This is a genomic window from Streptococcus sp. HF-1907, assembly GCF_015594605.1.
Classification (GTDB): domain Bacteria; phylum Bacillota; class Bacilli; order Lactobacillales; family Streptococcaceae; genus Streptococcus.
The window spans coordinates 90,656-103,122 of record NZ_JADNQT010000004.1 but is presented as its reverse complement, the minus strand read 5'-3'; the positions used below and the strand labels follow the sequence as shown (position 1 = coordinate 103,122).

General features: G+C 44.0%; 12 protein-coding genes. 7 read left to right on the top strand and 5 right to left on the bottom strand.

Annotation, left to right across the window (positions count from 1 at the left end; translation table 11 throughout):
* The first annotated feature begins 16 nt into the window (after positions 1 to 16).
* Entirely contained in the window at positions 17 to 1,111 is a 1,095-nt protein-coding gene (gene dinB, locus IYQ92_RS04120; RefSeq protein ID WP_195675477.1) for a DNA polymerase IV, read from the top strand.
* Between the two features lie 29 nt (positions 1,112 to 1,140).
* Here the strand turns inward: dinB and IYQ92_RS04115 are convergent, their stop codons facing one another.
* The 3 genes from IYQ92_RS04115 to rnhC form a co-directional block, all read right to left on the bottom strand.
* The gene (locus tag IYQ92_RS04115) at positions 1,141 to 3,531 is read right to left on the bottom strand and encodes an ATP-dependent RecD-like DNA helicase (protein ID WP_195675476.1); all 2,391 of its coding nucleotides are present in this window, start codon (positions 3,529 to 3,531) and stop codon (positions 1,141 to 1,143) included.
* A 78-nt stretch (positions 3,532 to 3,609) separates the two neighbouring features.
* Entirely contained in the window at positions 3,610 to 4,203 is a 594-nt protein-coding gene (gene lepB, locus IYQ92_RS04110) for a signal peptidase I (RefSeq protein WP_195675475.1), read from the bottom strand.
* Positions 4,204 to 4,214: 11 nt separating this feature from the next.
* Complete coding sequence (gene rnhC, locus IYQ92_RS04105; protein WP_195675474.1) at positions 4,215 to 5,111, bottom strand: ribonuclease HIII; 897 nt, start codon at positions 5,109 to 5,111, stop codon at positions 4,215 to 4,217.
* 118 nt (positions 5,112 to 5,229) lie between these two features.
* Between rnhC and zapA the strand changes: the two genes are divergently transcribed.
* The 6 genes from zapA (at position 5,230) to trxA (ending at position 9,910) form a co-directional block, all read left to right on the top strand.
* Complete coding sequence (zapA, locus tag IYQ92_RS04100) at positions 5,230 to 5,535, top strand: cell division protein ZapA (protein WP_195675473.1); 306 nt, start codon at positions 5,230 to 5,232, stop codon at positions 5,533 to 5,535.
* Between the two features lie 2 nt (positions 5,536 to 5,537).
* On the top strand, positions 5,538 to 6,080 hold the full coding sequence (locus IYQ92_RS04095; RefSeq protein WP_195675472.1) for a CvpA family protein: 543 nt from the start codon (positions 5,538 to 5,540) through the stop codon (positions 6,078 to 6,080).
* Positions 6,081 to 6,252: 172 nt separating this feature from the next.
* Positions 6,253 to 8,601: an endonuclease MutS2 gene (locus IYQ92_RS04090; protein ID WP_195675471.1), complete on the top strand. Its 2,349-nt coding sequence runs from the start codon at positions 6,253 to 6,255 to the stop codon at positions 8,599 to 8,601.
* Positions 8,602 to 8,604: 3 nt separating this feature from the next.
* Positions 8,605 to 9,027: an acyl-CoA thioesterase gene (locus tag IYQ92_RS04085; protein WP_195675470.1), complete on the top strand. Its 423-nt coding sequence runs from the start codon at positions 8,605 to 8,607 to the stop codon at positions 9,025 to 9,027.
* Complete coding sequence (locus tag IYQ92_RS04080; RefSeq protein ID WP_195675469.1) at positions 9,020 to 9,526, top strand: phosphatase PAP2 family protein; 507 nt, start codon at positions 9,020 to 9,022, stop codon at positions 9,524 to 9,526. Before IYQ92_RS04085 ends, IYQ92_RS04080 begins: the two co-directional genes overlap by 8 nt.
* A gap of 69 nt (positions 9,527 to 9,595) precedes the next feature.
* Positions 9,596 to 9,910 carry a thioredoxin gene (gene trxA / locus IYQ92_RS04075; RefSeq protein ID WP_195675468.1) on the top strand — a complete coding sequence of 105 codons (315 nt, stop codon included), beginning with the start codon at positions 9,596 to 9,598 and terminating at the stop codon, positions 9,908 to 9,910.
* A gap of 710 nt (positions 9,911 to 10,620) precedes the next feature.
* Here the strand turns inward: trxA and IYQ92_RS04070 are convergent.
* Positions 10,621 to 11,049 carry a YjdF family protein gene (locus IYQ92_RS04070; RefSeq protein ID WP_195675467.1) on the bottom strand — a complete coding sequence of 143 codons (429 nt, stop codon included), beginning with the start codon at positions 11,047 to 11,049 and terminating at the stop codon, positions 10,621 to 10,623.
* A gap of 129 nt (positions 11,050 to 11,178) precedes the next feature.
* On the bottom strand, positions 11,179 to 12,333 hold the full coding sequence (mutY, locus tag IYQ92_RS04065; protein ID WP_195675466.1) for an A/G-specific adenine glycosylase: 1,155 nt from the start codon (positions 12,331 to 12,333) through the stop codon (positions 11,179 to 11,181).
* Positions 12,334 to 12,467 lie beyond the last annotated feature (134 nt).

The window sequence follows — 12,467 nt, the reverse complement described above, 5'->3', positions numbered from 1 at the left end:
AATTCTAGGAGACGGCATGTTAATTTTTCCGCTTATCAATGACACATCGCGAAAAATCATCCATATCGACATGGATGCTTTTTTTGCGTCTGTTGAAGAGCGTGATGACCCGTCCTTGAATGGAAAGCCTGTGATTATCGGGGCAGACCCGCGTAAAACGGGTGGTCGTGGTGTGGTGTCAACCTGCAATTATGAAGCGCGAAAATTCGGTGTTCATTCGGCGATGTCGTCTAAGGAGGCCTACGAGCGTTGTCCACAGGCTATCTTTATTTCGGGTAATTATAGCAAGTACCGCGAGGTGGGGATGCAGGTCAGAGAGATTTTCCATCGCTACACGGATTTGGTAGAGCCCATGTCCATTGATGAGGCCTATCTAGACGTGACCCACAATAAGCTGGGCATCAAATCAGCTATCAAGGTCGCCAAACTGATTCAGCACGATATCTGGAATGAACTGCATCTGACTTGCTCGGCTGGCGTTTCCTATAATAAATTCCTAGCAAAACTGGCCTCTGATTTTGAAAAGCCACATGGGCTGACACTTGTATTGCCAGAACAGGCTCAGGACTTTTTGAAAGAATTACCGATTGAAAAGTTCTACGGTGTTGGGAAGAAGTCTGTGGAAAAATTGCATGCGCTAGGTGTTTACGATGGGGCTGACCTCTTAGAAATTTCAGAGATGGAATTGATTGACCGTTTTGGTCGATTTGGTTATGACCTTTATCGGAGAGCAAGAGGTATCAACAATTCACCCGTCAAACCTAACCGTAAACGCAAATCCATTGGCAGCGAACGCACCTACGCTAAATTGCTTTACAACGAAGCTGATATCAAGGCAGAAATCGCTAAAAATGCGCAGCGTGTTGCCCAAACGCTGGAGAAAAATCAAAAATTTGGAAAAACGATTGTGCTCAAGGTGCGCTACGCAGATTTCAAGACCCTCACCAAGCGCGTGACACTGGAAAAAATGACCCGCGATTTGGCGGTGATTGAGCAGACGGCTAACAGCATTTTTGATAGTTTGGAGGAGAGCCAGTCTGGCATTAGGCTCTTGGGGGTGACAGTCACAGGACTGGAAGAGGAGCATGAAGACATTATTTTGGATTTGTAAAACCCGCACCAGATAAGGTTGCGGGTTTTTTAGTGGTCTGACTGTTTGAAGATAGCGTCGATATCCTCTTGGCTGACGCCAATCATCGGGTCAATGGTCAGATAATTTTCCTCGGTCAGACGATAGTCTTTTGCTTGCTTGTCTTCAGGAGAATGTGCTGGCGCTAGCTCCTGATTACCGTCCAGCTGCGCCTCACTAGAGCTTCCCTCAGAGACCCTCTCTCCAAACCGTTCAACGAGATAGGTCTTGCGTTTTGAACCTTCATTTTTGACAGCATAGTCAAAGGCAGATAGTTCTCCCAGCAAGATGAGCTTGCTTTTGGAGCGCGTGATGGCAGTGTAGATGAGATTACGTTGGAGCATGCGCCCGCTCTGACGTGTGATTGGCAGGATAACAACTTGAAATTCACTACCCTGTGACTTGTGGATGGACATGGCGTAAGCAAGTGTGATTTTCAGCCATTCATTTCTTGGGTAGATGACTTCTTGTCCGTCAAAATCCATGAAGATTTCATCTTGCTTGCTTTCGGTGTACTTCGCTGGAATGAGGTCAGTGATGTAGCCGATATCTCCGTTGAAGACGTTGAGCTCAGCATCATTGACTAAGTGGAGAACCTTGTCGCCTTTGCGGAAGGAAATGTCATTAAAGAGAAATTGGTTGTTATCTCTTAGTGGATTGAGCAGATTTTGCATGACGGTATTAAGGTTGTTGATACCTGCTTGACCACGGTACATGGGCGCAAGAATTTGAATTTCTTGGGCTTCGATACCTGATTTCAAAGCTGATTGGACAATTTTTGAGATCATGTCTGGAATGAATTGAGCTTGGGCTTCAAAGTAGGAGCGGTCAGCTTTTTTGTGTGTAAAATCAGCTGGTAGCTGTCCTTGTCTCATTTGGCTGGCTAGGGTGACGATGGTTGAATCGTCCGATTGTCGGAAGATTTTGGTCAAGGTTACCTGAGGTAGCTCTGCAATTTTTAAAAAATCAGCCAAAACCTGTCCTGGACCAACGGAAGGAAGCTGGTCGCTGTCGCCTACGATGATGACTTGGGTGTGGGAGCCGATGGCGTCAAAAAGCTGGTTGGCTAGCCAAGTATCAACCATGGAGAACTCGTCGATGATGATGAGGTCGCAGTCCAGGTAATCCTCAAGGGTTGAAAAATCGCTGTCGCTGTTGAGCCCCAGGTGGCGGTGAATGGTAGCACTCGGAAGACCAGTTAGTTCATTCATGCGACGGGCTGCGCGACCAGTTGGGGCTGCCAACATGATGGGCAGGTCCTTTTTCTTGTCTAAATTAATGCCGTGCAGATTAGCGTAGGCGTTGATAATACCGTTGATAACGGTCGTTTTCCCAGTACCGGGACCACCTGTCAGGATGAAAAACTTGCTTTGCAGGGCTTCTTTGATAGCATTTTCTTGAATCTGGTCGTAGCTGATGCCAAATTCTTCTTGGACATCTTGGATTTGACCTTCAATCTCATCGTCACTGAACTTGCTGTGAAGAGGCGTGTCCATGATACGCTTAAGATTCTTCTTGATGCCTTCTTCAGCATAAAAGAGGGTGTTATTGAAGATTTTAGTGCCGACATTTTGGACCTTGTCTTCGGCGATGAGGTTGGTTAGTTCATTGGCGACGCTGGCAGGGTCTAGCTCGATTTGGCGAGCTTCTTCAAGGATGTAGATGGCTTTTTCCAAGAGCTCACGCGCCTCTACATATGTGTCTCCTTGCTCCATAGAAATTTCTAGAAGTGTATGGACAATGGCTGCGCGAAAACGTTTTGGGGACTCGCTTTCCACACCGAGTCGCTCTGCCAGCTGGTCAGCCATCTTAAAACCAACGCCCTGAATGTCTTCAACCAGCTGGTAGGGATTGGCTTCAATGGCCTCAATGGTTGTTTCCTTGTACTTATCAAAGACTTGAATGGCAATGCGATTCGACAGACCATATTCAGCCATCTTAGCAAGAATTTGCTCAGTACCGTAGTTGAGTTTAAGTTTGGCGATAAAGGCTTCCTTGTTGACTTTAGATAGACCCGAAATGCCATCCAGTTTACTCGGGTCATCTAAGATCTTATCGATGGTATTGTCGCCGTAGGTTTCAACAATTTTTTGGGCGGTTTTCTTACCGATTCCCTTGAACTGGTCACTGGAGAAGTAGTTGACTAGACCGGCTGAGGTTGGTTTTGCTCTCTCGTAACGATTGCTCTGCAATTGCTCTCCATACTTAGGATGTTGGGTGAGATTTCCCCAAAAGGTGTATTCTTCCCCCTCCATAACATCAGCCATGGTGCCCGTAATAATAATCTCAGAGTCATCAAAATCGCTGTCTGTTTCGTCGATTTCAAGGAGCAAGATTTTGAAAAAATTACTGGCATTTTCAAAAATAATACGTTCAATTGTGCCTGAAAAAAATACTTCCATATTAGGTCCTTTATGATATGAAAAAGGAGTGAAAGACCAGCCTCGTCATGGCAAGGTGTGTTCCTCACTCCCTATGCTTTATTTTAGAGTTCCGATTTTGTTAAATGGCCAGAAGCGGAATTTAACTTCGCCGACGATGGTTGATTTTTCAAAAGTTCCAACTTCACGGCTATCTCTTGAAACGATACGGTCGTCACCGAGCAAGAAGTATTGCCCTTTTGGCACTTTGACAGTGAAAGAAGAACTGCCACTGCTGTCTGTGGTAAAGGCGCTGGATGACTCAGCTAATTCTTGGAAAAGGCTGTTGTAAGAATAAGTCGATTGCAATTTGTCCTTCTTGAATAATTTTTGATAGGTCACCAAGTAAGGCTCGTCAACCGTTTTACCATTGACTGTCAAGACATCATCCTTGTAGCTGATAGTATCGCCTGGTAAACCGATAACGCGCTTGACAATTTGTTTCTTAACGCCATTTTCAGTCTCATTAGCCACGACGATGTCAAAGCGGTCAATCTTAGTGTGGCTGATGACTAAGAGGCGTTCTTTATCGGCTAGGGTAGGGTCCATAGAATGCCCATCAACCTTGACAGGCTGCCAAAGGAGAAGACGTGAACCAAAGAAGAGAATCATGATGAGGAGGAAGGCTCCCCATTCTTTTAAAAAGTTTTTCATGTGTTAATATCCTATTTTTTTAATAGCGCTTGCGCTTTTTTAGTGTTTGCAAAGTGGAGTTTAGCGGTGTGCTCAAGAGCGGACATGCCGTAGGCAGCCAGTAACTGACTGGCAACTTTGTCAGATTTTGCCCCTGCACCTGACGGTAAGGTGTAGCCCGTCTCTTGACTCAACTTATCCAAGTTTTCCAAGAAGAGATTTCGAGCGATGATGGAGCTAACAGCGACAGCCAGGTACTTGCCCTCAGCCTTTTCCTCCAAGCTTAGCGGATTATCAAAGTGATTTCGCTCTTGCTTGAGGTATTTTTGATAGTTGGGAAGGCTGGTGAAGGCGTCAATGACTATTTTCTCAGGCTTGCTCCCATCTTGTAGGAGCAGGTAGATAGCTTGATTGTGGAGAGCAACCTTGACGGAAACCGCATTATGACGCTTACCTGGACCGACCACCTCATTGTATTTTTTGGGGGATAATAGCAGGGCTTTGTGCGGAATTTTTTCTTCCAAGATTGGAGCGATTTGACGAATTTTAGTATCGGTTAATGTCTTGGAATCCCCAACACCCAATTGTCGTAGTAGGGCATAGTCACTGGGTGTGACAAAACTAGCAACGACAGCCAGCCCTCCAAAATAAGACCCGTTCCCAACCTCATCAGTCCCAATCATGGGAAAATTCTGTCCAGACGGTTCATCAACCGATTCCTCAGCTTGGTAACCATAATTTTCAGCTAGTTTGCTAGCTCCGCTCCCTTGAAAAACTAATTTTCCAGAGGTGTATAGGAGAATGGTCACTCCTTGTATTTTAGCGGCGAAGGCAACGTACTGGTTGTTATTACTAATTTGGTGACTGCCCAGATCTTTTTTGACTTTTTCTTGCAGGGCTTTATCAGTCTGAATGACAATCGTGTTCATAAAAAATATTCTATCATAATTTGAGCAAAATAGGGGTCTTGTAGGGGCTAAGGATGAAAAAACTTTAGCATTTTACGGCTAGCGCTTTTTACGATATAATGCTACTAAGAGGTATGCTATGAAAACTAAACAAAATCAAAAAAATCGTTATAAATTTGTCTTTGGTGACAAACCGTTGACGCTGACAACTGACAAGGATAATCTCTTTATGGAAGAGGTCGAGCGTGTGGCGCGTGAAAAATACGATGCTATCAAGGAAAAATTGCCTCAGGCTGACAATGAAACGGTGGCTATTTTGATGGCAATCAATTCCTTATCAGTTCAATTAACGCGTGAAATCGAGGTTGATGAGCTGGAAAAAGAACTGACTGAACTGCGTCAGAAATACCTTGACGAAGTTAAGGAAAAGGCAAGTGAGGAATAAGCATGCTGTCATTACTCATACTGCTTCTTGCGCTTTGGCATTTTTATATCGGTTATAATCGTGGCATTATTTTGCAGGGATTTTACACAGTGGTGATGGTTCTGGGCTTGTTTATTGCTAAGCAGCATTATCAGACTCTTGCGGATAAGATTGGCTTGTGGATTCCCTACTCCAATCCGACCGAAGGTGTTACGATGAATTTCTTCACCTCCTATAATGTTTTTGACTTGGACAAGGCTTATTATGCCGGTGTCGCCTTTGTTGCTATTTTTGCGCTGGTTTATTTGATTGGTCGCTTTTTGGGAATTTTAGTCCATCTCTTTCCTCTAAACAAGCTAGATTCATCTGTTTTGAATATCATCAGTGGTGTCCTAGCGGTTCTGGTTCTCATGGCCTTTTTGAGCATGACACTGACGACCCTAGCAACAGTGCCTATGACAACGATTCAAAATCATTTGGCAGCAAGTAGCCTTGTCAAATTTTTAATCAATCACTTTCCACCATTTTCAAACTTATGGACAAGTTTGTGGATGGCTGGTTTATAATGCTGACTCAAGAGGAGGTTGAGACAAAAATCTCAGCCTTTTCACTTTTCGTACGGGCTAATGTGAGTCGCAGTGCTTAGATGCCACTCAACTGTGCGGAGGTGGGAGTGAAACAGTCTGGGGAGAGACTGTCCTACACACTCTTTTTTAATAATTTAGTATAATAGAAATCATGAATAACAAGATTTTAGAACACTTAGAATTTAATAAGGTCAAGGAACTTTTGACCCCATATTTACAAACCGAGCAAGCTCAGAAGGAGTTGCTGGCTTTGGAGCCTATGGCAAATGCTGATAAGATAGCGCGTGCTTTTGAGGAAGTTGCGGATATGGAACAGATTTTTATAGAATATCATTCCTTTGCACTGGGAAGCATGACTGATATTTCAGAGAGTCTCCGTCGTTTGGAGCTGGAAGCTGATCTCAATATTCCTGAACTGTTAGCTGTTAAAAAAGTGCTGCGCTTATCAACTGAAATGGGACGCTTTTATGCTGAACTTGAAAATGTTGACCTCAGAGCACTCGGTCGTCTTTTTGAAACCATTGAGGATTTCCCGAGCTTGCAAGGCTCTTTCCAAGCCATCAATGATGGTGGTTTTCTTGAAAACTTTGCTAGCCCAGAATTAGACCGCATCCGTCGTCAGTTGACTGACAGTGAAACACAAGTTCGTCAGATTTTGCAGGATATGCTTAAAAATAAATCTGACATGTTGGCAGAAAATCTGATTGCCAGTCGTGGTGGGCGTTCAGTTCTACCAGTCAAAAATACCTTCCGTAACCGCGTGTCAGGGGTCGTTCATGATATTTCCTCATCAGGAAGTACGGTCTATATCGAACCGCGTGCGGTGGTCAATCTCAACGAGGAAATCACCCAGTTGCGTGCTGATGAACGTCACGAAGAAATGCGTATCTTGCGTGCTTTCTCAGACTTACTCCGCCCCCATGTTGCTGTTATTCGAAACAACGCTTGGATTCTTGGACACTTGGATTTTGTCCGTGCCAAGTACCTCTTTATGGCTGATAAATCGGCGACTATTCCGACCTTATCAAGTGACAAAGAAGTTCAGCTAATCAACGTCCGCCACCCCTTGCTTAAAAATCCTGTTGCCAACGATTTGCATTTTGGCAAGGACTTGACTGCCATTGTTATCACAGGTCCCAATACTGGTGGTAAGACAATCATGCTTAAGACCTTGGGTCTAGCGCAGCTCATGGCCCAATCAGGGCTTCCAATTCTTGCGGATAAGGGCTCTAAGGTGGCTATCTTCAATCAGATTTTTGCTGATATTGGAGATGAGCAGTCTATCGAGCAGAGCTTGTCAACCTTCTCAAGCCACATGACTCATATCGTGGAGATTTTGGATGCTGCTGATAGCGACAGCTTGGTTCTTTTCGATGAGCTTGGGGCTGGTACTGACCCGCAAGAGGGAGCCAGCCTTGCTATGGCTATCCTCGAGCACCTGCGCCTCAGTCAGATTAAGACTATGGCAACGACTCACTATCCTGAGCTTAAGGCTTACGGTATAGAGACTGCTTACGTGGAAAATGCCAGCATGGAGTTTGATACGCAGACACTTAGCCCGACTTATCGTTTCATGCAAGGCGTTCCTGGTCGTTCCAATGCCTTTGAAATTGCCCGTCGTCTTGGTTTGGCTGAGTTTATTGTCAATGAAGCAGAGCAGATGACTGATTCGGATTCTGATGTCAACCGCATCATTGATCAGCTTGAGGCTCAGACCCTTGAAACCCGTAAACGTTTGGACCACATCAAGGAAGTGGAACAAGAAAACCTTAAATTCAACCGTGCGGTCAAGAAACTCTACAATGAATTCTCTCACGAACGCGACAAGGAAATGGAAAAAGTTCGCGCGCAAGCCCAAGAAATTATCGACATGGCTTTGGAAGAATCAGACACCATTCTCAAAAATCTCAATGCTAAGAGCCAACTAAAACCGCATGAGATTATCGAAGCCAAAGGGAAGTTGAAAAAACTAGCGCCTGAAGTTGATTTGTCTAAAAATAAGGTGCTCAACAAGGCTAAAAAGGTCAAAGCTGCGCGTGCACCGCGTTTGGGAGATGATATCATTGTCACCAGCTATGGTCAACGAGGAACACTAACCGCCCAACTTAAAGACGGTCGTTGGGAAGCCCAAGTTGGTATCATCAAGATGACCCTCAAAGAAGACGAGTTTACCCTCGTTCGTGTTCAAGAAGAAGTCGCTAAAGAATCTAAACGCAAACAAGTCAACGTTGTTAAGAAAGTCAAGGGTGGCTCTGGACCGCATGCTCGTCTGGATTTACGTGGCAAACGTTATGAAGAAGCCATGCAGGAATTGGATGCCTTTATCGACCAAGCTCTTCTTAATAATATGGCGCAAGTAGATATTATCCACGGTATCGGGACTGGGGTTATCCGTGAAGGCGTGACCAAGTATCTTCGTCGCAACCGTCATGTCAAGAGTTTTGGCTATGCACCACAAAATGCAGGTGGCTCAGGAGCGACGATAGTGACATTAGAATAAGTTATGAAAGCATATCAACACCAAATTCAATATTACGAAACTGACCGCATGGGGATTACCCATCATTCTAACTACATTCGATTTATGGAGGAAGCAAGGACAGATTTGCTGATTCAGCTAGGCTATCCCTATGACAGACTTGAAGCAGAAGGAATTATCTCACCAGTGACAGCTGTTGCGGCTGATTACAAGGCAACTTCAACTTTTGGGGATGTCTTGACCATCACAACGAAAGTGGTCTTGGTTAAGGCTGCTAAGCTGGTCCTTGATTACCAAATGGTCAATCAAGATGGCGTCCTAGTATTTAAGGGGCATTCGGAGCACGGCTTCTTAGACAAGAATGGCAAGTTTGTCTCACTGAAAAAGCAGAATCCAGACTTTTATCAAGTCCTTGTCAATCAGCTAGAAGAGGGCCGTCATGTCTGATTACGCATCTTGGTATGAAGGTCTAACGGCAATTTTCCGCAAGCACCCAAGGCTCATCACAGCCCTAAGACTAGTCACCAGAGTCCTGACCTACCTCATGTATGCGGTCTATCCCCTCTTTCTGCTCAGCCTTTTGCTTCGTTTTTCATGGGGAAATGAGCTGGCGCTAGCAGTTATCATCCCGGGAGCTGCCTTTGTCATTTTGTCTCTGGTTCGAAAGAAGCTCAACCGCCCTAGACCCTATGAAGTCTGGAATATCCAACCCCTTCTGGTCAAAGATACCAAGGGCCAATCCATGCCCAGCCGTCATACTTTTTCTGCCAGTCTGATTTCAGGATGTGTGTGGATTTATTATCCACGCTTGGGGGCTCTGCTTTTGGTCTTGTCTATGCTCTTGGCACTTTGTCGAGTGCTTGGTGGTGTGCATTTTCCGCGTGATGTCATTGTCGGATATCTACTAGGGCTTGTGTCAGCCAGCCTGCTCTTGATTTTTGCGTAGCAATTATTTTGCAAATGCAAAGCTTTTGTGTACAATAGGCTTATCACTAAAATGAAACGGAGAAAGCTTATGGCACATGAAGTTACAGATGCAACTTTTGTAGAAGATACTAAAGAAGGACTTGTTTTGATTGATTTTTGGGCAACATGGTGTGGTCCATGTCGCATGCAAGCGCCTATCTTGGAACAATTGGGAGAAGAATACGATGAAGATGAGTTGAAAATCCTTAAAATGGATGTGGATGAAAATCCAGAAACAGCCCGTCAATTCGGCATCATGTCAATCCCAACCTTGATGTTCAAAAAAGACGGTCAAGTTGTCAAACAAGTGGCTGGTGTACACACCAAACCACAATTGAAAGCTATTATTGAAGAATTAGCTTAATAGTTGTAAGAGGTCGGGGAAAATATACCCGGCCTCTTGCTCTATTATCAATAATAATGATGAGTCGCAGTAGTTGAGTGGCATCTCAACCCTGATGAATCGTCATTGAAAGGTCTATTCAACTGTGCGGATCTGAGTAGACCTCTTTTTTCTTTAACAGCGTAATGCCTCGTAGAAAATTGAGGTCAAAGAGAGTGATTTCAAGTCTTGTTAAGAAAGTTTTACTGCTGAGAGAAGCAGTTTTTCTATCAGCATTTTAATATTAAGGATATCTATGAATAAAATATAGCTCATCACAAGATGAATCAAGAAAATATCGTTGATATCTCAATCAGACTTATCAAAATAAGTAAATACAGAGATAAAATCATATTCATGATTGAGATTTTGTAGTTTCAGATTATCTGGATGATAGATAACTATGTTAATAAATTGTTGAATCGTAAAGTCTGATAGATACATAGATAATAAAATGACTAAAAATAAGTTGCATGACCTCAACTTATCAAGTTTACGGTAAGAAATTCTTTATCCTTCCTGTGATTATCCTTGAGGTGGCTTTAGGAAAGAGTGAAATGGATTAGTGGAGGATAATTTTTCGATTTTCTTAGAAGATTCAAGGCTTATCAGGTCCATTTTTCAGGTGAAATAGACAAATTTAGCGAAATAAAAAACGAACTCAGCTGAGCTCGTTTTGAGAGGACACGATTTCAGTGTCCTTTTTTCTTTTGACGGCGTTTGGCTTGTTTGAGTTGGAACTGGTGTTCTTTCTCAGCTAGCTTGGCTTCTTTGGACTGTTTTTTTCGTTCTTTCTTGACTAATTCTTGTGATGCCTGCATGGCAAGTTGGGATTTAGTGGATAAAACAGGTTTGCGTTTGGACTTGTTGATTTCTCTTAGGGCACGTTTTGGATTGACTTTCTTAGGCTCAAGGGGTTCAGGCATGAGATTTGGTTCTTCTTGGACCAAACGCTCTTGTCTTTCCATGAGTCTTGCTAAATCTTTGGTGATAAATCGGTTGATAGCCTCTGTCTTGGGTTCTTTTCCAAAAACATGATTGAGCGCTTGATAACCTTTTTTGCTCTGCCATTCCACCAAAGCAGCCCAAAAAGTGCCGTCAAAATAGACTGTCATTTTCATACAGCCCCTCCTTAATGTGAAATACGCAATCAAGGACAACCCGGAGGGGCAGGTTACTGACACGGATGTGCTCGCAGACTACCTAACTGCGACTGTGTTTTTAGATTACCAACTCATTATAACAAAATCTTATTGATTTTTTGCTTTGAAATAGGTCTCAACCATCTTTTTCTGCGGTGTTGCCATAGGGTATTGGTCGAACTCTTCTGCGGAAACCCAAGTTAATTCTTTTCCAGTAGCGAGGGTGTCTTTGTTCACCCAGCCTTCTGTCAGTTCTACGGTCCATTTTTGGTGGCTGAAGGTGTGTTTGACGGGTATGAAAGCTGTGTCCAGCCAGGTTGGACGGAGATTATAGTTTTGCTCAAAAAGTGTCTTTTGTGACAGCAGCTCCATGACCGCTCCGCTATTGTCCTCAAATAAATCCAACTGCTGCCCGATAAAATCAGTCTCAAGCAAAGGAAAGGACCAGAAGCCAGCTAGCAGTCTGCCCTCGGTATTTTTCTCAAGGAGAAAGTCACCATGGCTATTGCGAATGACAAAGGCTTGAATCTGCAATGGTTTGGGCTTTTTCTTGGGCAGTTTGATGGGATACTTGTCCATGGTGCCGTTCAAATAGGCTGCGCTGAAAAAACGAATAGGGCTTTCATCAGGACGAGGGTTTTTAGCTGACTCGATATCTGTCCCCAAGTCCATGAGTGCTTGGTTGAAATCCCCAGGCCGGTCTGGGTCAATAAGACTCTCCATAATAGCCTGAAAAATCTTGCGATTCTTGGGGTCACCAATGTCATAGTCAACTTCAAAGAGCCTAGCCATGACACGCATAACATTGCCATCAACAGCGGGTTCAGGCAGATTAAAGGCAATACTAGCGATAGCACCTGCTGTGTAAGGCCCGATCCCCTTGAGACTAGCAATGCCATCGTAATCTGACGGAAATTGTCCGCCATAGTCAGTCATAACCTGCTGGGCAGCCTTTTGCATGTTGCGAACACGAGAGTAGTAGCCTAGTCCTTCCCAAGCCTTGAGAAGTTTTTCTTCAGGAGCACTAGCCAAATCAGCAACAGTCGGAAACCGGTCTAAAAAGCGTTCATAGTAGGGAATGACCGTAACAACTTGCGTCTGCTGAAGCATAATTTCTGAAACCCATATCTTATAAGGATTCTGCGTTCTTCGCCAAGGAAGGTCACGTTTTTCTTGGTCGTACCAAGCAAGGAGTGTTCTGCGAAAAGAGGCAATCTTCTTTTCCTCCCACATCTCAATGCCGTAATCTTTTAAATCTAACATAGGTCTATTGTAGCAAATAGCTATCTCAGAACAAAATCATTTTATTCAAAATTTGATAAGAAGCCTAGGGTGATTTAAGTTTCCTGAAAGCTGCGCTTAAGTTTGACTTAAGTCCTCCACGGTATAGAAGTTAG